A 23,424-nucleotide genomic window follows, 5' to 3' on the forward strand; every position below is an offset into this window, starting at 1 on the left:
CCCGTCCGACGGTTCGTCGCGCCAAAGCATTCGCGCCGCGGGTTTCGCCGGCCTTTCGCTGAGTCATTCGTGGCGGCAGCGAATCAACGCTTCGTGATGAAGACAAATGAATCCCGGCGAGGCTCCAATTGCAGAGTTGAGGGTGACCCACGAGCGCGAGTTCGATGTGGTGCTTTCGCCTGTCTCGAACCCGGAGCTGGGGACGATCCGTATCGGCGATTGCCTGTTTGCGGTCGGCCGCGGTGAGTCTCCTTTTACCGGCTATCCTGACGAATTGATCTCTGCGTTGTCGCGCAGGCATGCCAGAGTCTTTGTCGAGCACGGTGTCGCTTATGTCGCCGATCTCGATAGCAAGAACGGCACGATGGTCAATGGCACAAGCGTACGGCAGACCCCACACCACCTGCGCGACGGGGACGAAGTCTGCTTTGGCGGTACGTTGTGCTATCGCGTGGGCATTCAATTACGTGCGCAGGTCGAGGCCTACACGGCACAGCCCGTCACCCTCACGCTCGTTCCCGAGCGCGGCGACCTTGGGCTTCAGCCTATCGAAGTCCACACCTTCCCGTTTCTCGTCAGCAAGATCGACGAACTGTTCTCACGCTACAAGACGCGCTATCCGCATCAGGTCAATTACATATCGCGGCGTCACGCTCACATTTTTCTGAACGCTGGCGTTCCCTGCATCGAGGATCTCGGCAGTACGAACGGTACCTTCATCGCCGGAAAGCGGCTCGAGGCATCGGCAGTTTCCCTACATGACGGCGATGTCCTTGCATTCGGCGGGGACCACTTCGTCTACAAGGTGCAATTGCAAAAGGCGTCCGACCTCGAGGCTACCGTGACCGCGATATCCGTTCCCGACCCTACCCAGTGTGAGCTGCTCGATACCGACAAGACCACCTTCGTCGGCGCCGCACATTCATTTCTCGAGATCTTTTGCGTCGATCAGGTCGCGCAGCGAGAGGATGAGGTCAACGAGGCGGTCTCCCACGTTCCACACGCAGCGGATCACGATGCACGAGCCGCGGACAGCCCGCGCAAATGGCGCGTGTTCGCTGCCGAGTGGATGCGCGTGTTCTCGGGCGGCGATCGCACCGCAATCCGACGCGGCGCGGCGTGGGGAATAGCGGGCCTGGTGCTGCTGCTGGTCGTGGCGATTACGCTCTATATGAGAGGCGCGTCGCAACGCGAGGTGAAGGCGCTGCTGGCGGAAGGCAACTATTCCAACGCCGTCACGCTGGCGAACAAGGATCTCGAGCGTCATCCTGCCGATGCGCCGATGGAAGCTCTCGCAAGCGAAGCGCTGATGAAGGCCTCTGTGCCCGAATGGCTTTCGGCATTGCGCAGAGGTAATTTCGATCAGGCGGCGGCGACGCTCGCCGGTGCAAAGGACCAGGCCAGGCCCAACCCCGACGCGAGGCCGCTCGTCGATGAACTGGCATGGGTGGGGGATCTGGAACAGTTCGTCGTAGGCAGAGGAGGCTCGCAAGCGCCTATCCGGATGAATGCGGATGAGGACCGCATCACCCAGCTCCTTGAGCGCTGGAACGCCGACCCGCAGGCACATCAACACGCGCTGGACCGGATTTCGTCATACGTGCCTGAGTTCGCTGAGCCGTACGCGCTGGCGATGAGTCACCTGCGCGCGCTGCAGCGCGACAACTCTGTGTATCTGCCGGCGATCGCGCGACTGAACGCAGCCATCGCCACTGAGTTGCCGCAAGGCAACTTCGACGGGCTGCGAGCGATGTTTAGCAACTACGCCGAGAAATACCCGCGTCTTGCCGGTCTTGATGCATTGCGAGCGGATCTTCAGCGATACGCCGCCCTCGCCGACGAGGCGCGTGCGCGCAAGCTCGGTCCCCTGCTGGCGCTGATGAAATCCGCGCACTTTGCGACGCCGCCGTTCCAGCAACAGTACCGGTCGTTCGCCGCGACGCAGCTTCCTTCTGATGCGCTGATACGTCAGCACGACCTCGTCGCCGCGGCGTGGCAGCGCGGCGATGGGCGGCAGGCGCTCGCCGGCTTGCAGTCGATGCCGCCTTCGCCATGGTCCGACGTACTCGCCCAGGAGCAGGCGCACAAGCAGGCCGTGTTCGATCAATTCGGTGCGCTGCAAAAAACGCGCGGCACGAAGGACTACGACCAGCAACTGCTGACCTTCTACGGCGCGCTGGACGCCACCGACGACGCCTGGTTCGTGCAGGCAATTGGCACCGACGTGTCCTCGATCCGCGACAAGGCGCTGGCCCGCGCGCAAGACGGGCTCACGCGCGCGCAGGCCCTGTGGCGTCAATATCGTGAGAACGGTGCGATCGGGGGCACTCAGCGGCTCGAGTCAGGCATCTCCGCACAGTTTCGTAACCAGGCCAGAACGCTATCCGAAGCACAGTCGGTGGCTCAACAAGGAATGCGCATCTATACGCAGTTGCGCGCCGATCATTCCGGCGACTGGGACAGCCTGCTCGCCGCGATCAACGCCGAGGTGGAATTGCAGCGTCGTTCGCTGCAGGAGTTGCGCATGGTACTGGACCCGGATCTGTTGCGCGCAAAGCTCGCCCTGATCGGAGGCACCGGCAGTGAAGCGGGAAATTCACCTTAAGCCGCTTGCCGAGGCGCTGGAAGATCACAGCGCCGAAGGCATCGCGATCCTGACCGCCGAGCCGGTGCGGTTGGCACGCGCGCTCGTGCTCCTCATGGTCGGGCTCGTGATCGCCGGTCTGCTCTGGTCGTTTTTCGGGCGCGCCGACGTGATCGTGAATGCGCAAGGCACGCTTGCGCCCGAGTCGGAGGTACGCCGCTTCTACGCGCCCATCGACGGCGAACTCGCGGACCTCTATGTGGCTGAAGGCCAACCGGTCTCGAAGGGGGACGTGCTGGCGCGCCTGAACGCCCGTGGTGCGATCGAGGCGGCGAGCAACGCTCTGCAGGCACAACTCAAACTCGAGGAGGCCGAGCGCGAGTGGCGCGAATTTCCCGAGAAGAAGGCGCTGATGGAGCGCAAGGCTGCGGCATTGAAGGAACAGATGGAAGTGGAATCCAATCTGCACCAGAACCGCATGTCGGAGGGGACGACCAAGCTCGCCGAAGGGCAGCGGGCGCTGCTCGAAGAGGCGCGCAGCAATCTCGACAACGCGCGGCACGCACGCGATGCGGCACGCGACGAACAGGATAAATATGTGCGCCTGTTTGCGCAGCCGGGTGGCGGTGGTGTCGCGGAACTCCAGGTCGAAGCGAAGAAAAACGCCTATCAGGAGGCGGAAAACGCCTACCGTGTGGCGCAATCGAAACTCTCCGAACTGGACTTCCAGTTGAGCCACGAATATGCACAGGCCAATGCACAACTCGCCACGAGCGGCGAGCAAGCCACCGACCTGCAGATTCAATACGATTCCGCGGTACGCGATATCGCCACGGCTGAGGACAAGGTGCGGCTGGAACTGCAGAGTGCCCGTCTCGTGGCGGACGCAGCCGCGCGGATTCGCTTCGAGAATATCGACAAGGACAACTTTCTTTTGATCGTCGCGCCGGTCTCTGGCGTCGTCACGGATGTGACCTCGACGCAACCCGGCGACAAGGTACAGGCCAACACGCCGCTCGGGGCGATCGCGCCGCAGGACGCAAGACCGGTGTTGAAGGTTGAGATTGCCGAGCGCGATAGGGCCTTTCTGCATGAAGGTCAGTCCGTCAAGCTGAAGTTCAATGCGTTTCCGTATCAGCGCTATGGGTTGATCAACGGCACCCTGGAGTACATCTCGCCGGCGACGAAACCTTCCGCACAGGATAAACAACCGGTCTACGAAGGGCGGGTTGCACTCGAACAGAACTACTACCAGGTAGCAGGCAGCCGATACGCGTTGCGTTATGGCATGACTGCCAATGCCGAAATCGTCGTGCGCGAGCGGCGTCTGATCGATCTCGGCCTCGACCCGTTCAGGCAACTGGCCGGATGACGCATGTGCGGCACGCAGGCCCTTTCTTCAAGGAGCGGATGAGATGACCGCGATAGTGCGAATCGATGACGAAGTCGTGGACGTCGCCGAGTTCATACGTCTACTGAAACTGACCGGACAGTTCGAGAGCTTGATTGAAGGCGTCGTGCGAGAGAAGCTCACCGTCCACGCGGCGAGAAAGCAGGGCGTCCGGATATCCGAGGACGAAATACAGCAGCGTGCCGATCAGTTTCGCCGGGTACGCGGCCTGCATCGAGCGACCGACATGAATCACTACCTCGACGCGCTTGGGGTGAGTCTTGACGAGTTCGAGCGCTTCATCACCGACGGCCTCTACCAGGAGAAGATGCTCGCCACGATCGGAGACCGGGTCGCAGTGCAAGAGTACTTCTCATTGAATTCGCCAAGGTTCGACGCGATCGAAGTCAGCCATGTCGTGCTGGACAGCGAGGGCAAAGCGCGCGAAATGATCTCAGTGCTGCGCGACGATCCCGACAGCTTCGCCGAGATGGCGCGCGAACACTCGATTGCCGAGACGCGAGAGCGCGGCGGCGTAATCGGCAAAGTGCTGCGCGGCTCGCTGAAGCCCGAGATCGAAGCGAAGATTTTCAATGCCGAAGCGGGTGACCTACTGGGGCCATTTGCGTCGCCTGACGGCTCCTGCTACGAGATTTTCGCGGTGACGGCGAAACATCCCGCAACGCTCGACGAGGATGTCGAGGCCGAAATCCAGCGCCTGCTGCGCGAAGAGTGGCTGATGGCGCGCGCCCAGGAACACGTGATCGAAGTGCGTTAGGCCCTGCGCTGGCAAGGTCGAGGTTCGCAAGCATATGGATGCACCACAGACAGCTTCGCCCGCGGTCGACTTCCTCTCGACGGTCGAGATTCTCTCGCCATTTTCGCGGGACGAACTCGAACGGCTGGCCGCGCACGCCGAGTCCCGGCATTTCGCATTCGGCGAAACCGTATGCAATGCCGGCGAACCCGCGGACGGACTGTTTGTGATCAAGTCCGGCTCGGTGCGCATCTTTACCGAGGAACGGGGTAAAGAAATCAGCATGGGAGTACGCAAGACCGGCGAGATTTTTGCGGACATCGCGATGCTGCGCGACTATCTGCACGAGTCGTCGGTGCGTGCATCGGCGAAGACTGAACTGCTGTTTATTCCGCGTATTGCCATCGAGCCTGTGATCGCCGCCAACCCGGACGCGTTGGCGTTCGTGACGAGCTATGTCGCAATCAGCTCAGCCGGCGGATTTGTCACGCAACTGTTCGACTTACGCAGCAAACTGAACAAGGCCGAACTCGAAGAATGTGTGCGTAGCGTCGGTGCGAAACGGATGGGCGCGGACAAGGAGATCCTCAAGCAGGGCGCGCGGGAAGACCGCCGGCTCTATGTGGTCCGTCAGGGTGAGGTGCGCCTTGTGCGGCACGAAGAGGGCCGCGATTACGTGCTGGCGACGCTTCGGCAAGGCGAGATCTTCGGTGAGAAGGCCTGTTTGCTGCGCCAGGAGCAGATGGTCTCGGTCATTGCCAACACCGAGACCCGGCTTCTCGTCATCCCCGAGAAAACGGTGCACTTCATTCTGGAGCGCAACCCGAAGCTGCGCGAAGCGCTCGAAGAACGGATCCGCTTTGCGGAACGGGAGCTGGAAAGACAAAAGCGCGTCGAGCAGCGACGCAAGCACCCCGTGGTGCTCGACCTTCATACGAAACCGGAGTCCGGCGAAAAGGTGATCCGGCGTTTTCCGCTGGTCGAGCAGGCCGAGGAGATGGATTGCGGCGCGGCCTGTCTTGCGATGATCTGCAGGCACTACGGCATCTCGATGACGCTCGGCAAGCTGCGCGATCTGGCCAATGTGACGACCATGGGCGCGACACTGGACAGTCTGGCGCGGGCTGGCGAATCGCTAGGATTTACCACACGGGGCGTTCAGTGCATCTATGAGTCGCTACGTAGCTTCGAGCTGCCTTTCATCGTGCATTGGGAGGGGTACCACTATATTGTTGTGTATGGAACCTCGAAGGAATGGGTGTGGATAGCCGACCCGGCGCTCGGCTTCAGGAAGCTGAGTGTGGAGGACTTCGAGCGCGGCTGGAGCGGCACCTGCCTGCTGTTCACGCCCGGACCCAACCTGGTGCAGATGGCGGCGTCACGTTCGCCGTGGATCCGCTTTGTTGGGTACCTGACTCCGTACCGGAAAATTCTCGCGCATCTCTTTCTGGCGACCTTCGTGATCCAGGTGCTCGGCGTAATTCCGCCTCTCATCATCCAGAACATTCTCGACGGCGTAGTCGTACACCAGAACGTCAGCCTGCTTGAACTGCTGATCGTAGGGCTGATCGTCTCCAGTGTGTTTTCACAACTCATGGCGACGGTGCGCGCCTATCTGGCGAATTTCATGGTGCGCAACATGGACTTCGCGATGATGTCGCAGTTCTTCAAGCATACGATGTCGCTGCCGTTTTCCTTCTTCGCCAGCCGCAAGACCGGCGACATCTTCGCGCGCTTTCAGGAGAACCAGACCATTCGCGCGTTCCTGACCGAATCGACGGTGACGACCGCGCTGAATCTGCTGATGGTGTTCATCTACTTTACGATCATGTTTGTCTACAACGTGAAGATGACGCTGGTTCTGATTGGCTTCGTCATTCCCATCGTTGCGCTGACCGCGCTCGCCACGCCGAAGATCAAACGTTACGCGCGCGAAGTATTCGCCGCATCGACGGATTCCAAAGCATTCCTGATGGAAGCGCTCGCCGGCGTCGAGACGATCAAGGGCATGGGTATGGAGCGTCCGGTTCGTCTCAGGTGGGAAAAGAAATACGCGAAGGCACTCGAAGTGCAGTACCGGTCGCAGGCGTTCAACATTCTGGTGGGCCTTGGCAGCCAGTTGCTGAACGCGGCAACGAGCATCGCGATCCTGTGGGTAGGTGCGAATCTCGTGCTCGCTCGTGAACTGACCATCGGTCAGTTGATCGCCTTCAATGCGTTCATGGGCAGTGTGCTAGGCCCATTGATGGGCCTGGTCAGCCTGTGGAGCATGCTCAACGACGCGGGCGTCGCCATGGAACGGCTAGGCGATGTGCTCGATATCGAGCCCGAACAGAAGCCTGAAGATCTGGCCGCGCGTGTGATCCTGCCTGATCTCCAGGGCGAAATCAGCCTGAGCGGTGTGTATTTCCGCTACGGTGGCAGCGAAAACGAATACGTGCTCGAGAACATCAGCTTCGATATCAAGCCGGGCGAGCTCGTGGCGATCGTCGGCCGCAGCGGCTCGGGCAAGACGACGCTCGCCAAGCTGCTGGTCGGTTTTTACGGCCCCAACGAGGGCAAGATGACGGTCGACGGCTACGACCTCAACGTGATCGACAAGGCGTGTTATCGCGGGCAGATCGGCTATGTTATGCAGACCAATCTGCTGTTTTCCGGGACGATCGCAGACAACATCGCGAGCGGCGACGATGCGCCGGACCGGCGCCGCATCGAGGAGGTCGCAAAGATGGCGGACGCGCACGCATTCATCAGCAAGATGCCGCTCGGCTACGAACAGGTAGTGGGCGAGCGCGGTGTCGGACTGTCGGGCGGCCAGATCCAGCGCTTGTGCATTGCGCGGGCGCTTTACCACGACCCGAAACTGCTGGTGTTCGACGAAGCCACCTCGGCGCTCGATACGCAGTCCGAAAGCAATATTCTCGGCAATATGCACGACATTCTGAAAGGGCGTACTGCGGTCATCATCGCGCACCGCCTGAGTACGATCATGCGCGCCGACAAGATTCTCGTGCTGTACGAAGGCGCTATCGCCGAGCAGGGGCGTCACGAGGAACTGGTTCAGCGCAAGGGGATGTACTACCAGCTCGTACAGAAACAGTTGAGTGCCGGATGAAGATACTTGACCAGACCGAGGACCCGAGTCCCGCCATCTCTTACGCCGGCTTGATCGAGAAGATCGAAATCCTGCGTTCGATGTTGCGCTGGGCATCCAGGCTCGAGCGCGCCGACATCGAAAAAGTGCTCCGGCAGGCGAGCGTACTGCGTGACGAGGTGATGCAACTGTCGCACAAGGAGCGCTTCGTGCAGGCGGTGGCGGAGCCCGTGCGCGTTGAACTGTCGCGCGGCGCACGACGCGAGGCGTTGCTGGCACGCAGCTTCATTTTCGAGGGGACATTCGGCGACAATCCACAACTGCTCGAAGCGCTCGAAATCGCGGAGAAGGCGGCACCCACTGAGTTACCCGTGTTGATCGACGGCGAGAGCGGTACCGGCAAGGAACTGATGGCGAAGGTGATTCACGCAAACGGCAGCCGTGCGGACAAGCCGTTTATCTCGGTCAATTGCGGTGCGATTCCCGAGAACCTGCTGGAGTCCGAACTGTTTGGTCATCGGAAAGGGGCGTTTACAGGTGCGTCGAGCGACCGGAAGGGCAAGTTCGAAAGCGCGCACACCGGGACGATTTTTCTCGACGAGATTGGCGAGTTGCCGCTGGCGGGCCAGGTCAAACTGTTGCGCGTGCTGGAAGCGCATGAAATCCAACGCGTGGGTTCGGACGAGACGATCGCGGTCGACACGCGCATTGTCGCGGCGACCAACCGCAACCTGCGGCGCCTGAGCGAAGAAGGCAAATTTCGCGAGGACCTGTTTTACCGGCTCAGCGTGATACACATCACCTTGCCGCCCCTGCGCGAACGGCGCGACGAGATCCCGCTGCTGCTTGCGTACTTCAGCGACGAAGCGGCCGGCATCCTGAAGCGCCGTCCAGTTCGAATGACACCACGGTTGCGCGATTTCCTGCTGACCTATCCCTATCCCGGCAATATTCGCGAACTGCGCAACGTCATCTACCGGATCTCGTGCCTCGCAGGCGATACGGCGGATGTCGAGCATCTGCCAGTGGATGTACGACCCAGTTCAGCGTCGCCGTCCGCATCCGCCGTAAGCGTGGTGCCGAATCTGATGTCGCTCGGTGATGCCAAACGTGCAGCCAGCGACGAGGCGGAGAAAGTGTTCCTCGAACGCGGTCTCCAGGAAGTGGGCGGCACCGTTGCCGAACTGGCGCGGCGCGTCGACATGAACCGCTCTCATCTGCAAATGCTGCTCAAGAAGCACGGACTGCATTCAAAAGACTTCCGTCATCGCAACGGCCAGACGCATGACAAGGAGCCGGGCAGCAGTTGAGCAGCAACGGCCTCAAGGTTGCACGCTAGGGTGTGGGATTCAGGAGGGTTTTGTCGGCGGCGGAGGGGTCTTCGGCACGGACCACGACAGCGGTGATGTTGTCGCGGCCGCCGCGCGTAAGGGCAGCTGCAATCAAGGCCTCGCAGGCAGCGTCGCAATCGGCCGCGATCAACGCGGCCTGCATCTGCTGCGCACTCAATTCGTTACTTAACCCATCGCTGCACAGCAGGAACATGTCACCGTCGGCTACGGCCAGCGTGTTGGTGTCGAATTCGAGCTGATCGGTCGCACCCACCGCACGGGTAATCACGTGTTGGGCCGGATGATTGACCGCTTCTTCCTCAGTGAGAAGTCCAAGCGCCTTGAGCTCCTCAATCTGGCTGTGATCGCGGGTCAGTTGCCGCAAATGGCCATCGCGGTACAGATACAGCCGGCTGTCGCCCGCCCACAGATAGCCGCAGTAGCTATCGCATGCGAACAGCGCAACGACTGTACTGCCGATCACGGATACTTGCCGTCTTGCGGCTTCCTGCCTCAGCCGTTGATTGACCGTCAGCAGGCGTTTGCGCGCGTCCGCGAGGTAGCGGGCAATCGTATCGGGCGCAGACAGACGGCTTAGCGCGTCGACGATCAAGCCGCTCGCGAGGTCGCCGACGGCATGGCCTCCCATGCCATCGGCGACTGCCCAGCAGGCGCGCTCCGGCTGCTGCAGGCAGGCGTCCTCATTGTGTTCGCGGACCCGGCCCACATCCGAGCGGGCCGCCGATACCCATCTGAATTGACTGGTACACGTCACGGTATTTACGCCGCATGGTTCGTGCTGCGTTCGTCGGGAGAAGCATTGATGTTCGCACCCGTTCCGGTGTTGTTGACATTGATCGACTGGAACTGGTTGATCATCTGTCCAGCATAGAAGTTGTTGGTGGTCTGGTACAGGTTGGCGACAACGGGGCCGGCGCTCGGCGTACTTGGCGTGAACGGCTGTATCCAGCCGTATAGCCACGGGGCGCCGTCTCCGCCGCGGATCATCGCCATTGCCTTGTGGTCAAGCGCGAAGCTGTCTGGAAGGTCGTGGATCGTAATGGAAGCCATGTCGAGTCTCCGGAGTGGTCGCCGACTCGCGACCGCGGTTCATGGGGTAGATGGCCGATACGGTGCAAGTAACGTGCTAGCTTTGCGGCGCTTTGTGCGCATGCCGGTAAGCCTTTGATTGCGCGGGAATTGTTCGTTAGTCCTCGCGTGGAGCGGGGCACGCGGCACAGCGAAATGTGGGGGCCTCGCCAACACTGGTGGATGCAGCTGTGTCCGCGACCCAACACATCGGACGGACGTCGTGGAATGCTTCGGGCTCCTGATATGGCGGGCAGCCTCCAACAGTTTGGCACGACGAGTGTTGGCCAGGCACTGACATAGTAACCTCGGCCACTTTCGAAAATTATCCGATTCCTTAGGGAAATCAATGGCTTGAATGCTCTGGTCCGGTTGATGCAAGAGAGCTCGCAACAGTGTTGGATATGTGTGCAAGCGCCGCTTGCGGGAACCCGGAAACACAGAGGCGAGCCATGAACAGCAAACAACAAGACGTCCGTAGCGAACGGCAACGCGTAATGCGTAGCGCGGCTGGCGCCTCGTCGGACCTTCCGTTCGTTGACGAATGCGACATACCGCTCGGCGCGCATCTCGTGACGAGCCGTGGTGGCTACGAACACCACGGCATCTACGTAGGCGCAGGCAAGGTCGTTCACTACGCGGGGTTTGCCGCCGGCCACTGCCGCGGTCCCGTCGTTGAAGTCACGCTGGACCGTTTTGCCGCCGGTAGCGCGATTGCAATCCGCCTTCATCCCTGTGCGCAATACATGGGCGCGGAGGCCGTTTTGCGGGCCCGTTCGCGCCTGGGCGAAAACCGCTATCGCCTGTTGACGAACAATTGCGAGCATTTTTGTGCGTGGTGCCTGTCCGGTGAGAGTCGCAGCCAGCAGGTCGAGACTTGCCTCACGCATCCGCGCGCGGGGCTGCATGTATTGGCGAGCCTTTTCAAGGCCCTCGTCGCAGCCGAATTGAAGGGTGCCTATTCGGGCGCCCGTGTCGCCTGATGGCCGTTCCGTTCACAGAACTTAGGTTGCGAACGACGGGCTGTAGGGCCTCAAGCTTCGAAGGGGAATGACATGTATGCCGCCGAAAAGTCTTTGCGTTGGATCGTCGATAAGTGGCTCGCGCCCACCCCCGCGATGCCGGCACGCGTCACCCGTCTTTGTCGTGCGGGTTCGCGTCGTGGGTGTGTGGTGTGCGTCGAGACAACGCGTCCCGGAGGTGTACTCTCGATCGTCTTCTTTCGTCATGACGACGGTTCGTGGAATGTGTTTCCTCCAGTGGCCGAGCGTCCGGCGATGAACGGCTACAGGCGGGCTGCGTGAGCTTCAGCGCTGCTGTCGAAAAATCCATTCACGAATCGGCTCAATCGTGTATGCGATACGCCAGGTGTTTCGATGTCCGCTGGCCCCTGCCGACGACTCGCCTGGCGGAATGACGGTGCCTTTGCGGAACGTCACATAATTGATTGAGCTACCTTCAGCGTCGATCTTTTCAAACGCGGCCCGAAATTCCTGAGCCGTCCACGTTCCATCCCACACCGCGCGGCTAATCCTGGCGCCGTCCTTCTTCAGTTCCTCAGTGATGGCGTTTTGCCCCGGGTACGCTTTGTCGTCGTCCTGCGAGACAAGAATCCACAGCTTCTGTCGGGCCATCGGCTTCACGCGCGCGGGATCCCATTGACCGGCAACGAGGAACGAGGCTGCAAAGAATTCGGGGTACTTGATATCCATCGCGATGGACATCATGCAACCACCCGACTGGCCGGTGGTGTAGAGCCGCTTGCGATCTATGCTGTACTGACGCGCCAACGACTTGATGAGATCGATGGTGGTGTCGAGCATGCTGGACGTACGCGAATCGTCGTCGGCGATGATTTCGGCAAACTGCGGTGCCAGCACGAAACAAGGACGCGTGGCCTGATCCTCGGGGCTTGCCCACGAGATGGCACCCAGTCCCTGGAACAGCGTGGTACGCGTGACGTCGCTAGTTGCGCCTGCATCGTGCATGAAGAGCACCAGCGGATAGGATTTGCTCGCGTCATAGTCCTTCGGCACAAACAGGTTGTACCGGAGCATCTTGCCGGTCTTCGGGTCGTGGAATTCCCTTTGACGGAAATCGTCGACGATCAGGTTCTTGACCTTTGTCGTTGCCAGCGTGCGCCCGCCTGGCATCATGATCGATGCCTCGGCGCGCTTGTAAACGGTGTCGTAGTGCGGGATATCGCCGGCCTTTCCTGGACCGCCACCACCGGGACCGCCACCGCTGCCGCCAATCGGTGGTGGCATAACGCCTTGGCCTTGAACCTTCTCGGCGAGGGTGGCATTTGTGTCGTCGGGCGAAAGAGTCACGATAACGAAACGGCCGGTCTCTGCACGGTCTGCCGGATCGGCGCTCGTGCTGGTGAACACGCCTGTAACGGTTCGGCCTTCGACGCGGAAGTCCGCAGCGGACAGGTCCGCACCCTTGACCGGTGTGTCATATTCCACCGCAACTGCGCTTAGACGAATACCGTCGCCGAAAACCTGCGTGATCGCCGTGGCGCGCTTCGCATGCGGCGCGCTGTTGCTTGCAACAGCCGGTACGCTGACTGCGAGAATCACTCCCACACCTGCAGTCATGATCAGAAAGTCTCTACGTGTTTGCAACTTCATGCTCCTTCAACACCCTATGCGCTGCATACACCCCAGCCTGCCGACGATCGCTCACTCGACCTTCAGCGCGAGTTCCGTGCCGCGCTTGATCGGCAGCGTGATGGAGATGAAACCGTTCTTCGGGTCGCGGATATAGTCGAGGAAATCCGGCTCGGCGTTATCGTTCAGGATATAACCGCCGACCCGCAACTGCGGTGCGACGAGTTCGACGACCTGACGGGCGAGCGAAGGGCCTTCGGCAACAGGCCAGCCATCGATCAGCGCGAAGTCGATCGGTCCGCCGAGGTCGCGCAGCGTCTCGCGTGCGTCGCCGGCGCGGATATCGGCGTATTCGGCCAACCCCGCATCGTCGAGATTGCGACGCGCGACTTCCACCTTCGCCGGAACAAACTCCGAACCGATGACGAGGCCGCCACCGTTATCGCGCACGGCTGCCGCAAAATAGATAGCGGACATGCCGATTGACGTGGCGAAGTCCACCACTCGCTTTGCGCCGAGGCCTCTGCACAGCAGGTAGATCAGATCGCCCTGGTCGGGGTGGATGGAAAACCCATAATCCGCGAACGCTTCGGGGTCCTTGCCGACCGGACCGTCGAAGGCCTCGCGTGGCGGGAAACGGCGCGAAGCGTTCATACGCGCAATGACTTCAAGGACGCGAGGATCCCGGATGGGACTCGGTCCGGTTGCTTGAGGAACGGCGACCTGTGCCATGCTTACTCTCCTTGCTAGTTCGAACGACATTGCGGTACTATCAGAGTACCATATATAAACGACACGGTTGTTTCAATGGAAAGGCAGGAGAAGGAAGTGGAAATCACCAAAGAGAAACCGTCTGCGAGACGCGGGCGGCCGAAGGTGATCGGGGAGACGCAGCGCCGCCAGTCCATCGTGACGGCAGCGCATGAGGCCTTCGTCGAACTGGGGTTCGCACGAACGACGACGGCCGTCGTTGCGACGAAGGCCAAAGTGTCAAAGCGCTCCATCTACGAGGTCTTCCGTGACAAGACCGAACTGTTTGCGGCCGTTGTCGGCGCGAACCAGCATCTGATCCTCGATCTGCCGAGACCTCAGGATGAGACCTTGCCGATCCTCGAAACGCTGATCAAAATTTTCCGTCTGGACATCGACGACGAAGCCGAACGTGCGCGGGAGGCGATTCTTAACCTGATCGTTCGGGAGTCCGTGCAGTTTCCGGAACTGTCTGACTACCTGTACGAGCACAAGATCATTCGTTCGCGCGAAAAGTTGATCGAATGGCTGCAACGGGAGGCTGAGCGCGGACGGATGACGATCGCGGATCCGCTGCTGTGTGCAGGCATGCTGATGGACATCGTCTTCGGTGCGCTTCTGCCTCGCAGACGGTTGTTGCAGGCGGTGGACAGGGCGCGCAGAACGCAGGACATCAAGAAGCGGCTTGAGATATTCCTGCGCGGCATTGGATTCGATGCGCCGTAGGCTTACGGCAATGACAGTGTTCCACCAACGCCGACGGTCTTGCGAAATAGCCCGCAAGCGGCACCCTCTCCGCTGACCATCGCCGTACCCGGGTGGGGCGCACAAGCCCACGGCGCGCGCGTCCCGCCTTCCTCGGCTCATCAACAAAAGTGCCATTGAATCTGATTTTTGTGTAGGGACGCGGCGCTCATCCTCCCATATTCTCACCCCATCGAGACGATCCGTCCGGCGCTGGAGCCTTCATTCAGTTGTCCGCGACGATCAATCCGCAAATGTCTTTGCATGGGACCGGACCAAGCGCTGAAGCGCCCACTCCGGCCGAAACATTGGAGAGGAAGTTGACCAGAAAAGTCCCGCTCAAGATCGCTATCGCTGAGCACCCGCACACGTCGCCCATCCGTAACGGATCCATTCCCATTGAGGGCGTCGACGCCGAGTTCATCACCGTTCAGCCGCAAATTGGCGCTTTCCGCCGCATGGTGCGCGACGTCGAATTCGACGTCTGCGAACTGGCGCCGACTACTTACATCATTGCTCGTGCCTATGGCGCGCCATTTGTCGGCTTGCCGATCTTCGTGGTGCGGCGCTTTCACCATGGCGGGCTGCTGGTACGACGGGATGCAGGGATCAACACCCCCAGGGACCTGGAAGGAAAGAAGGTCGGCGTACGCGCCTACTCGGTCACGACCGGCGTGTGGACGCGTCAGGTGCTGATCGATGAATTCGGCCTCGATTCATCCAAGGTGACCTGGGTGGTCGACGACGAAGAGCATGTCACGCAGCTCAAGTTGCCGTCGAATGTGATCCATGCTCCTGCGGGCAGCTCGCTGGCGGAGATGATGGCCTCGGGTGAATTGTCGGCGGGTTTTGCCGCCGCCGCGGGTATCGGCCGCACCGGTGCTCCCACGGGGGGATGGAAGGAAGTCGAGGCTGACTATCCGGATCTGCTGCCCAATGCGACCGAGCTCGAGACCGAGTACTACGCTCGCACGGGGGTTTATCCGATGCACGGCACGATCGTCGTCAAGGACTCGGTGCTTGCCGAGAATCCGTGGATCGCCAGGTCGATTTACGACGCTTTCGCTCAGGCGAAAAAGGAATGGCTGGCGCGACTCGACTCGGGCGAGGCCACGAGCGCCAGCGACAAGAAGTACCTCCAGTTGCGCAAGATCGTCGGACACGATCCGCTGCCGTACGGTCTGCAGGAGAACCTCAAGACGATCGAAACGCTGGAGGCCACCGCGTTCAAGCAAGGTCTCACGCTACGCCGCATGTCCATCAACGAACTGTTTGTGGACCCGCTGGCTCGTTGACCTCAAGACCCGAACGGAAAAAACATGATCATCGATTGCCACGGTCACTTCACGACCGTACCCGCATCATTTCGCGCCTGGCGCGCCAGGCAGGTCGAGTTTGCCAACAACCCGGCCAACGCCCCGTCGCGTGACGGCGCCTTTGTCAGCGACGACGAGATTCGCGAAGCGATCGGCAATGGCCAGCTCAAGCTGCAACGCGAACGCGGCAGCGACCTGACGCTGTTTTCGCCGATCGCCGGTTTGATGAGCCACCATCTCGGCAACGAGCGCACCAGTCTGGAGTGGGCCGAGGTATCGAACGACCTCGTGTATCGCGTGACCGAACTCTACCCGGACAACTTCGCGCCGGTATGCCAGTTGCCGCAATCGCCGGGTGCTGCGCCCGCGAATTCGATTCCCGAGTTGCGCCGTTGCGTCGAGCAACTGGGCTTCGTTGGCTGCAATCTGAATCCCGATCCGACCGGCGGCTACTGGACCGGCAAGCCGATGACCGATCGCGAGTGGTACCCACTTTACGAAGCGCTCGTCGATCTGGATGTGCCCGCAATGATCCACGTGGCCGCTTCGTGCAATCCGTGCTTCCATGGCACGGGCGCGCATTACCTGAATGCGGATACGTCGGTGTTTATGCAGATCCTGCAATCCGATCTGTTCAAGGACTTCCCGACGTTGCGTCTGGTGATTCCGCACGGCGGCGGCGCCGTGCCGTATCACTGGGGCCGTTATCGCGGCATGTCACTCGAGATGCGCGATCGTCCACTCGAAGGACTGCTCCACAACATCTTCTTCGACTCATGCGTGTATCACAAGCCCGGTGTCGAGTTGCTGACCAAGGTGATTCCCGCCGACAACGTGCTGTTCGGTTCGGAAATGATTGGCGCAGTGCGTGGCAAGGATCCGGCAACCGATCAGTACTTCGACGACACCAAGCGCTACATCGACGCTTGCACGGCGCTGTCAGACGAGGACCGCTACAAGATCTTCGAAGGCAATGCGCGTCGCGTTTATCCGCGTCTCGATGCACGCCTTAAAGCGCGCGGCAAGTGACACCGGCGCGAGCCGGATGCAATGAGTAGAGTACAGAGGCAATCATGACTTCCATTGTTGATATTCACCCACACATCATTTCCGACGACGAAACCCGCTATCCGCCTGCGCCGCTGTTCGGCAAGCGCTCGGACTGGTCGCAGGAACGTCCCACGACCGTTGAAACCTTGATCGCGGCCATGGACGAAGCGGGCGTCGCCAAGGCTGCTGTGGTGCATTCTTCTACCACTTACGGTTTCGATAACAGCTACGTTGTAGACGGTTGCGCGAAGTATGCGGACCGCCTGGTGGCCGTCGGCTCCGTTGACGTCTTGCAACCGGACGCACCGGGGCGCATCCGGGAATGGGTCGGGCGCGGTCTCGCGGGTCTGCGTCTCTTTACCGGCGGCAGCACCAAGGAGTTCGACCCGAGCGAGCTCGACGATCCGCGCTCATTTCCCGCATGGGAGCTGTGCGGTGACCTGGGCTTGCCGATGTGCATCCAGACCGGCCCGATCGGCCTGCCGCAAGTCACGGCGTTGGCGAAGCGCTTCCCGAACGTCGCGATCGTCCTCGATCACCTGGGACGACCGGAGGTTGCCGACGGCGCACCCTATGCGGCAGCGCAAAGCCTGTTCGACCTTGCGCCGCTTTCGAACATCTACCTGAAGCTCACGCCGCGCATCTTTGGCGACGTGAAGAAGGAGAAGGCCAGCGCCGAAACGTTCTTCCCGCGTGTGGTGGAAGCCTTCGGTGCAAAGCGGATGGCCTGGGGCTCGAATTATCCGACCTCGACGGGCACGCTGCCGGAAATCCTCGCGAAGGCCCAGGCGGGTCTGGCGTGCCTGAGCGACGAAGATCGTGCGTGGATATTCGGCAGGACTGCGCAGCAACTGTATCCGGCCCTGGCCTGAGGCTGCTTCGCATCTGTGCGGGCTACCCGTGATGTTCAAGGCCAGATCGGTTAGTGCGCACGCAGAACCAATCACACTAAAGAGAAACAAGCAGATGGAGACAAGCAAACCTGCACGACCCGGGACTGCGAACCGCTGGGCCATACTCGCGCTCCTTGCGATCGGTGTTCTGATTTCTTTTGTCGATCGCACCAGCATTTCTTCCACGCTGGCGGACGCAGGCTTCGTTCAACATTTTGCGCTGACCGATGTCGATCGCGGCTGGATCAACTCGGCCTTCTTCTGGTCGTATGGTGTGTTTCAGGTGCCGATGGGCTGGGTCGCCGACCGCTACGGCGTGAAATGGCCGTACGCGGTCAGCTTCGCGCTGTGGTGCCTCGCCACCGCGTTGATGGGTGCGGTGACGGCGCTCGCGAGTCTGGTGGTCATGCGTCTGATCATCGGCATGGCCGAGGCCATAGTGATTCCTGCGAGTTACCGCTGGATTCGCAACAACTTCGGTGAGAGCCAGAACGGTCTTGCGGTAGGCATTCTGGCGATGGGCAACAAGTTCGGTCCCGCACTCGGTGCGCCGGTCGGCGCGTGGTTCCTCGTCAACTATTCCTGGCAGATCATGTTTATAGCGACCGGTCTGGTTGGCCTGCTCTGGCTGGCTCCGTGGTTGTTGATGGTCCGCAACGACCTGCCATCGAAAGGAGAACTGACGGTGGCGAATCACAGTGCGCGCACGGTTGGCCTTGGCAGCATTCTGGCCAGCCCAGTCGTGTGGGGCGGCATGATCACCAATTTTTGCTACGGCTACTTCACGTTTTATTGCATGACGTGGATGCCTGCTTATCTGGTCGAGCAACGCAGCCTGTCGATTTCGCGCTCCGGACTCTTCACATTCTTTAGCTTCGCCGGGATTGCGATTGTCGCGGCAGTCGCGGGGTGGGCAGCGGACCGGATCATCGCCCGTGGCGGCAACCCGATTCGGGTGCGCAAGGCGTTCACCATTGCGGGCTTCGGCGGCGGATGCACGGTGCTGCTTGGCGCCTATGCGCACACGCTGAATATGGCGCTTTTCTGGAATGTGCTCTCGCTATCGCTGCTTGGACTCGCCACTGCGAACAACCTTGTCTTGTCGCGCCTGACCTTGATTCCCAGGCAGGCAATCGGCCTGGTGACTGGCGTGCAACAGGTCGCTACCAGTCTCGCGGGCGGTGTAGCGGCAAGCTTGTCGGGCTGGCTTCTCCATGTCAGCGGAAGTTATGACCTGCCGATGCTGGTGATCCTGGTCTTCCTGCTGATCGGCGCGTTGGCCACGGCGACTCTGTTTCGTCCCGAGTGGGCGCCCAAGGTAACCGAAGCGCACGGATCGCTGCGGCGAGCCTAGAAATCAAGGTGCGGCCGCAATAGCAGAAATAGCCGGCTTTGTTGAACACATTAATTTACTGAGAAATCCTAAATGGCGAAGATTGTATTCGGGATGGCGGTGCCGCATAGCGGCATGCTGGGTCAGGCACCGGAGGACTGGCTCAAGAACGGGGAACGCGACCGCAGCAATCCGGAATTGTGGTTTCGCAATCAGACCTGGACTTATCCTGAGCTGGAAGCGCACCGCGGAGCAGCGTTCGAGAAATTCCTGACGCTGGAGGAACGTACTGCGCGCGCCGCACGCTGCCGTAGCGCGCTTGACGAGATGGCTGCTGCTTATCGCGACGCCAATATCGATGTCGCGATCATCCTGGGCAAGGACCAGAAGGAGATCTTCACGGACTTCTCCCCTTCGATCGCCATCTACAGTGGCGAAGAAGTGCACAACGGTCCGCCGCAGCGCGCCGTCTACGCTCCGGATCATCACGTCACGCACAAGTGTCATCCGAAGCTGGCCGCCTATCTGATTGAACACTTCCAGGGCGAAGGTTTCGATCTGACCGATCTCTTTGCATGGCCGGACAACGTGTGGATGAAGCCGTTGCCCGAATATCCGGTGGTGCCGCATGCGTACAGCTTCGTGTATCACCAGATCATGGGAGATAACCCGCCGCCGCACGTGCCGATCATCATGAATTGCTTCTATCCGCCAACGCAGCCGTCCATGTCGCGCTGCATCGAATTTGGCCGGGTACTGCGCGATGCAATTACGGCGTGGCCTGAGGATGTACGGGTCGGCATTTTTGCTTCGGGTGGGCTGTCGCACTTCGTCAATGACGAGGAATTCGATCACAACATCATGAAGATGCTGGCCGGTTACGACTACGACGGCCTCGCTGCGGTAGATAACCGCTCGTACCAGTCGGGCACTTCGGAAATCAAACTCTACGTCAGCGTGATGAAAGCGGTGCAGGAAACGGGCGCAGAGATGACGCTGGTGGACTACGTGCCCTGCTGGCGCACACCAGCCGGTACGGGTGAGGGTATGGGATTCATGTACTGGAAAGCGGCTGACTGATCTGGCTGGATGCAACCACTCAGTGCAGTCACTTAGGTACCCAATCAACGAGAGAGAAACACCATGAGCGATACCCGTCTGAACAGCATCATTCGCGCCTTCGAATCCGGCAAGCCCGCTTTCGCCGCGTTTTCAAAACTGGACAAGCAGAACGCCATCGAGATGAGCGACGCGCCGTACGACGGCCTCATCTTCGAGATGGAGCACAACCCCTACGACGTCTCGGCGCTGGGCGATGCGTTGCAATACATGCTGAGCCGCAAGCAAATTGCCGAGTCCGGCTCGGTTGCGCCGCGTGTCACCCCGATTGCGCGTATTCCGGCCAACGGTGCCGAGATGAACCAGTCGTTCGCCAAGCAGGTGCTCGATCGTGGCGTTTATGGCGTGGTATGGCCGCATGTGTCGACTGTGGAGCAGGCCTATAACGCCGTGGCATCGTGCCGATATGCGCGACCCAAGGATGCACCGCTGTATGAGCCAAAGGGTATCCGCGGCGACGGCCCGGCTAACGCGGCCCGCTACTGGGGTTTGAGCATGGCGGATTACTACAGGAAGGCCGACGTGTGGCCGCTGGCCCCGGAAGGCGAAATTCTGGTCGGTCTCATGTGTGAAAGCACCGAGGCGATTGAAAACCTCGACGACATTCTCGCGAACGTGCCGGGTATCGGTTTCATCCTGATTGGTGAGGGCGATCTTAGCCAGCAGCTGGGCCATCCGCGCGATTACGAGCATCCGGTCGTGGTCGACGCAATGCGCCAGATCGTCGAGACGTGCCACAAGCACAACGTCGTGGTTGGCAATCCGCACGTCAATGCGAAGAACCATAAGCGCCTGCTCGAAGAAGGCTATCGCTTCCTGATCTCGGCTCCGCTGAAGAGCTACGGCGTGGTCGGCATGGCGCGCGAGATGGCGGGGTACTAAACAATGAACGGAGCCGAAAGCCTGGTTCAGACGCTCACCGATCAGGGCGTCGACATCTGCTTCGCAAACCCGGGCACCTCGGAGATGCACTTTCTGAAGGCGCTTGAGAACCCGCGTATGCGCAGCGTCCTTTGTCTGTTTGAGGGCGTGTGCACCGGCGCTGCGGATGGCTATTACCGGATGAAAGAGACGCCGGCCTCTACGCTGCTGCATCTCGGACCGGGCCTCGCGAATGGTCTGGCCAATATCCACAATGCAAAACGAGCATCGTCGGGTATGGTCAACATCGTGGGCGAGCACTCGGCTTCGCACCTGAAGTACGATCCGCCGCTGACGTCCGATATCGAGGGCCTCGCGCGGCCGTTGAGTCACTGGGTGCGCCGTGTCGAGTCACCGCAAGCGGTGGCGTGGGACGTTGCGACGGCGGTGAGCAAGGCAAGCGGACATCCGGGGCAAATCGCGACGCTCATTCTGCCTGGCGATACCTCTTGGCAGGATGCGGGCGAACAGGTCAAGCCGCCGCGCGCGGTTGCCAAGGCGAAAATACCGGACGCCGCGCGTATCGAGCACATTGCGAAGGTGCTGCGTTCGGGCGAACCGACACTCATCGTCCTGGCTGGTGGGTCGACACGCGGACGCGCAATCGAGCTGGCGGGCAAAATCAAGGCGGCGACCGGCTGTCGCATCGCGACGCAATTCTTCAGTTCGCGAATCGAACGCGGAGCAGGGCGCGTTACGCTCGAACGCATTCCTTATGCGGTTGGACTGGCTGTTGAGTATTTGAAGGAATTCAAGCACATCGTCACGGTCGAGACGACCGAGCCGATAGCTTTCTTCAGCTATCCTGACAAACCGAGTTTGCTTAAATCGCCCGCCACCAGCGTTCACTCGCTGGTGGAAATTGGCGAGGACGGTGCTGCTGGTCTTGAGATGCTGGTTGAAGCGCTTGGCGCAACGAATACGGCAGCGGTTTTTCAGTCACGTTCCGACGCTCCACCGCCGACCGGCGCATTGACTCCGGCGACGATTGCCCAGGCGCTCGCCGCGGCGCTGCCGGAAAACTGCATCCTCATCGACGAATCGCTGACCACTGGCCGCGAGACGATGGGCCTGACTGTTGGCGCTGCGCCTCATGACCTGATCAATAACATGGGCGGCTCGATCGGCTATGGCACTCCGGTTGCCACCGGCGCTGCGCTCGCCTGCCCTGAGCGGCGCGCGTTCTGCATGGTCGGCGATGGCAGCGCGATGTACACCATCCAGTCGCTGTGGACCCAGGCGCGCGAAGGCCTGAACATCACAACGATCATCTTTGCCAACAACAGCTACGCCATCCTCAAGGCCGAGTACACCAACATGGGTGCCGGCGCACCCGGTGCGCGTGCATTGGCGATGATCGATATCGATCGTCCCCGCATCGACTGGCTGGCGATGGCAAAAAGCATGGGCGTTCCGGCTGTCGCAGTCGATACGGCCGAGGCCTTCTACAAGGCGATGGCTGACTCGGTGAACGAGGCTGGCCCCTGCCTCATCGAGGTCAGGCTGTAAATCTATTCAAGCGTAAGGAGAGACATCAATGACAACGACGCGGACCGACGTGCCGACGCTGCGCACCAATCTGGCCGATTATCCGGTAACGAAGGCAATGAAAGACGGCCGTGTAAAGTCGGACCTCGTCAACCTCGACTATTGCGGACCAACGCCGGCGCATAACGGCTTCAAGGCGATGGTTCGCGAGAACAAGTTCGACGCGGGCGAACTGGCCATCGTCACCTTCCTGCAGGCCAAGGCGTACGGCAAGCCCTATGTCTTGCTGCCGACGCCGATCTCGGGACGCTTCCAGCATCATTGCGCCGGCTACAACATCGACTTCGGCGAGTTGAAGCCGAAAGATATCGAAGGCAAGAAAGTCGGTGTACGCACCTATACCCAGACAACAGCGCTCTGGATTCGCGGTATTCTGCGCCACGAATATGGTGTCGATCTCGACAAGGTGACGTGGATGACGCTCGGTGACGGGCATCTCACCGAGTATCGCGATCCGAACAACTGCGAGCGCCTGCCCGCTGGCTCGTCGATTCCGCAGATGATGCTCGACGGTGAATTAAGCGCGGCGTTGCTTGGCGAGGACATGCCGAAAGACCCGCGTGTGCGCACGCTGGTGCCGGACGCACAAGCCGCGGCCAAAGACTGGTTTGCGCGTGAGGGCGTTGTGCCGATCAATCACATGTTTGTGGTGCACGCCGACATTTCGAAGAAGCACCCGGAGGTGGTTCGCGAACTGTACCGGATGATCGTCGAAAGCCGTGCGCTCACCGAAGGCGGTGTGCCGGCTATCTTCCCGCCGATCGGACTCGAAGCGAACCGCAAGGGGATCCAGTTGGCGATCGACTGGGCGCTCGATCAGAAGATCATTCCGCACCGGCTCTCGGTTGACGAACTGTTCGACGACGTTACTGGCAGCCTTGGCTGAACGACTG

The 23,424-nt window shown here is 60.6% G+C and carries 20 protein-coding genes; 16 read left to right on the forward strand and 4 right to left on the reverse strand.

All coding sequences use genetic code 11. From position 1 onward, the window contains the following. The first annotated feature begins 106 nt into the window (after positions 1-106). The 5 genes from BUS06_RS25630 to BUS06_RS25650 are packed head-to-tail and all read left to right on the forward strand — an operon-like array spanning position 107 to position 9,135. A complete protein-coding gene (locus BUS06_RS25630) occupies positions 107-2,605 on the forward strand; it encodes an FHA domain-containing protein (RefSeq protein ID WP_074267202.1) in 2,499 nt (832 codons plus the stop codon). Further along, positions 2,583-3,956, forward strand: a complete 1,374-nt coding sequence (locus tag BUS06_RS25635) for a beta-barrel domain-containing protein (RefSeq protein WP_074267203.1) — start codon at positions 2,583-2,585, stop codon at positions 3,954-3,956. The genes BUS06_RS25630 and BUS06_RS25635 overlap by 23 nt, the downstream gene beginning before the upstream one ends. A gap of 43 nt (positions 3,957-3,999) precedes the next feature. Further along, on the forward strand, positions 4,000-4,752 hold the full coding sequence (locus BUS06_RS25640) for a peptidylprolyl isomerase (RefSeq protein ID WP_074267204.1): 753 nt from the start codon (positions 4,000-4,002) through the stop codon (positions 4,750-4,752). Between the two features lie 34 nt (positions 4,753-4,786). Further along, positions 4,787-7,846: a peptidase domain-containing ABC transporter gene (locus tag BUS06_RS25645; protein WP_074267205.1), complete on the forward strand. Its 3,060-nt coding sequence runs from the start codon at positions 4,787-4,789 to the stop codon at positions 7,844-7,846. Next, positions 7,843-9,135: a sigma-54 interaction domain-containing protein gene (locus BUS06_RS25650; protein WP_074267206.1), complete on the forward strand. Its 1,293-nt coding sequence runs from the start codon at positions 7,843-7,845 to the stop codon at positions 9,133-9,135. Before BUS06_RS25645 ends, BUS06_RS25650 begins: the two co-directional genes overlap by 4 nt. A gap of 25 nt (positions 9,136-9,160) precedes the next feature. On the opposite strand, the gene BUS06_RS25655 is transcribed toward BUS06_RS25650, so the two are convergent. Together BUS06_RS25655 and BUS06_RS25660 are read right to left on the reverse strand one after the other, a co-directional pair. Further along, positions 9,161-9,931, reverse strand: coding sequence for a PP2C family protein-serine/threonine phosphatase (locus BUS06_RS25655; protein ID WP_074267207.1), 771 nt, complete (start codon positions 9,929-9,931; stop codon positions 9,161-9,163). A 5-nt stretch (positions 9,932-9,936) separates the two neighbouring features. Next, complete coding sequence (locus BUS06_RS25660) at positions 9,937-10,227, reverse strand: hypothetical protein (RefSeq protein ID WP_074267208.1); 291 nt, start codon at positions 10,225-10,227, stop codon at positions 9,937-9,939. A gap of 470 nt (positions 10,228-10,697) precedes the next feature. On the opposite strand from BUS06_RS25660, the gene BUS06_RS25665 reads away from it, so the two are divergent. Continuing rightward, the gene (locus BUS06_RS25665) at positions 10,698-11,228 is read left to right on the forward strand and encodes a lecithin retinol acyltransferase family protein (protein WP_074267209.1); all 531 of its coding nucleotides are present in this window, start codon (positions 10,698-10,700) and stop codon (positions 11,226-11,228) included. 72 nt (positions 11,229-11,300) lie between these two features. Next, positions 11,301-11,549, forward strand: a complete 249-nt coding sequence (locus BUS06_RS25670) for a hypothetical protein (protein ID WP_074267210.1) — start codon at positions 11,301-11,303, stop codon at positions 11,547-11,549. Positions 11,550-11,552: 3 nt separating this feature from the next. Here BUS06_RS25670 and BUS06_RS25675 read toward each other — a convergent pair whose 3' ends face one another. Together BUS06_RS25675 and BUS06_RS25680 are read right to left on the reverse strand one after the other, a co-directional pair. Beyond that, positions 11,553-12,872 carry a carboxylesterase family protein gene (locus BUS06_RS25675; RefSeq protein WP_074269293.1) on the reverse strand — a complete coding sequence of 440 codons (1,320 nt, stop codon included), beginning with the start codon at positions 12,870-12,872 and terminating at the stop codon, positions 11,553-11,555. A 57-nt stretch (positions 12,873-12,929) separates the two neighbouring features. Next, entirely contained in the window at positions 12,930-13,589 is a 660-nt protein-coding gene (locus tag BUS06_RS25680; protein ID WP_074267211.1) for an O-methyltransferase, read from the reverse strand. Between the two features lie 96 nt (positions 13,590-13,685). Between BUS06_RS25680 and BUS06_RS25685 the strand changes: the two genes are divergently transcribed. The 9 genes from BUS06_RS25685 to BUS06_RS25725 all read left to right on the forward strand — a co-directional run bounded on the left by BUS06_RS25685 (position 13,686) and on the right by BUS06_RS25725 (position 23,417). Beyond that, positions 13,686-14,333, forward strand: coding sequence for a TetR/AcrR family transcriptional regulator (locus BUS06_RS25685; RefSeq protein ID WP_254368957.1), 648 nt, complete (start codon positions 13,686-13,688; stop codon positions 14,331-14,333). A 338-nt stretch (positions 14,334-14,671) separates the two neighbouring features. Further along, positions 14,672-15,646: a PhnD/SsuA/transferrin family substrate-binding protein gene (locus BUS06_RS25690; RefSeq protein WP_074267213.1), complete on the forward strand. Its 975-nt coding sequence runs from the start codon at positions 14,672-14,674 to the stop codon at positions 15,644-15,646. Between the two features lie 24 nt (positions 15,647-15,670). Then, positions 15,671-16,696, forward strand: coding sequence for an amidohydrolase family protein (locus BUS06_RS25695; protein ID WP_074267214.1), 1,026 nt, complete (start codon positions 15,671-15,673; stop codon positions 16,694-16,696). A gap of 44 nt (positions 16,697-16,740) precedes the next feature. Then, positions 16,741-17,589, forward strand: coding sequence for an amidohydrolase family protein (locus tag BUS06_RS25700; RefSeq protein WP_074267215.1), 849 nt, complete (start codon positions 16,741-16,743; stop codon positions 17,587-17,589). A gap of 94 nt (positions 17,590-17,683) precedes the next feature. After that, positions 17,684-18,964, forward strand: coding sequence for an MFS transporter (locus BUS06_RS25705; RefSeq protein ID WP_074267216.1), 1,281 nt, complete (start codon positions 17,684-17,686; stop codon positions 18,962-18,964). A 72-nt stretch (positions 18,965-19,036) separates the two neighbouring features. Next, positions 19,037-20,023 carry a DODA-type extradiol aromatic ring-opening family dioxygenase gene (locus tag BUS06_RS25710; RefSeq protein ID WP_074267217.1) on the forward strand — a complete coding sequence of 329 codons (987 nt, stop codon included), beginning with the start codon at positions 19,037-19,039 and terminating at the stop codon, positions 20,021-20,023. 63 nt (positions 20,024-20,086) lie between these two features. Then, entirely contained in the window at positions 20,087-20,944 is an 858-nt protein-coding gene (locus tag BUS06_RS25715; protein WP_074267218.1) for an HpcH/HpaI aldolase family protein, read from the forward strand. A gap of 3 nt (positions 20,945-20,947) precedes the next feature. Then, positions 20,948-22,492 (forward strand): acetolactate synthase large subunit, encoded by a 1,545-nt coding sequence (locus tag BUS06_RS25720; RefSeq protein ID WP_074267219.1) that lies wholly within the window; start codon positions 20,948-20,950, stop codon positions 22,490-22,492. A 28-nt stretch (positions 22,493-22,520) separates the two neighbouring features. After that, positions 22,521-23,417 (forward strand): substrate-binding domain-containing protein, encoded by an 897-nt coding sequence (locus BUS06_RS25725; RefSeq protein ID WP_074267220.1) that lies wholly within the window; start codon positions 22,521-22,523, stop codon positions 23,415-23,417. Positions 23,418-23,424: the final 7 nt, after the last annotated feature.

Origin of the sequence: Paraburkholderia phenazinium, from assembly GCF_900141745.1 — a bacterium.
In the GTDB taxonomy this organism is placed as follows: domain Bacteria; phylum Pseudomonadota; class Gammaproteobacteria; order Burkholderiales; family Burkholderiaceae; genus Paraburkholderia; species Paraburkholderia phenazinium_B.

Bases quoted from the DNA above. Each gene is read 5' to 3' on its own strand.
- BUS06_RS25630 (WP_074267202.1), top strand. From the start codon at position 107: ATGAATCCCGGCGAGGCTCCAATTGCAGAGTTGAGGGTGACCCACGAG.
- BUS06_RS25720 (WP_074267219.1), top strand. From the start codon at position 20,948: ATGAACGGAGCCGAAAGCCTGGTTCAGACGCTCACCGATCAGGGCGTC.
- BUS06_RS25645 (WP_074267205.1), top strand. From the start codon at position 4,787: ATGGATGCACCACAGACAGCTTCGCCCGCGGTCGACTTCCTCTCGACG.
- BUS06_RS25710 (WP_074267217.1), top strand. From the start codon at position 19,037: ATGGCGAAGATTGTATTCGGGATGGCGGTGCCGCATAGCGGCATGCTG.
- BUS06_RS25695 (WP_074267214.1), top strand. From the start codon at position 15,671: ATGATCATCGATTGCCACGGTCACTTCACGACCGTACCCGCATCATTT.
- BUS06_RS25665 (WP_074267209.1), top strand. From the start codon at position 10,698: ATGAACAGCAAACAACAAGACGTCCGTAGCGAACGGCAACGCGTAATG.
- BUS06_RS25670 (WP_074267210.1), top strand. From the start codon at position 11,301: ATGTATGCCGCCGAAAAGTCTTTGCGTTGGATCGTCGATAAGTGGCTC.
- BUS06_RS25715 (WP_074267218.1), top strand. From the start codon at position 20,087: ATGAGCGATACCCGTCTGAACAGCATCATTCGCGCCTTCGAATCCGGC.
- BUS06_RS25705 (WP_074267216.1), top strand. From the start codon at position 17,684: ATGGAGACAAGCAAACCTGCACGACCCGGGACTGCGAACCGCTGGGCC.
- BUS06_RS25700 (WP_074267215.1), top strand. From the start codon at position 16,741: ATGACTTCCATTGTTGATATTCACCCACACATCATTTCCGACGACGAA.
- BUS06_RS25650 (WP_074267206.1), top strand. From the start codon at position 7,843: ATGAAGATACTTGACCAGACCGAGGACCCGAGTCCCGCCATCTCTTAC.
- BUS06_RS25680 (WP_074267211.1), bottom strand. From the start codon at position 13,589: ATGGCACAGGTCGCCGTTCCTCAAGCAACCGGACCGAGTCCCATCCGG.
- BUS06_RS25640 (WP_074267204.1), top strand. From the start codon at position 4,000: ATGACCGCGATAGTGCGAATCGATGACGAAGTCGTGGACGTCGCCGAG.
- BUS06_RS25725 (WP_074267220.1), top strand. From the start codon at position 22,521: ATGACAACGACGCGGACCGACGTGCCGACGCTGCGCACCAATCTGGCC.
- BUS06_RS25660 (WP_074267208.1), bottom strand. From the start codon at position 10,227: ATGGCTTCCATTACGATCCACGACCTTCCAGACAGCTTCGCGCTTGAC.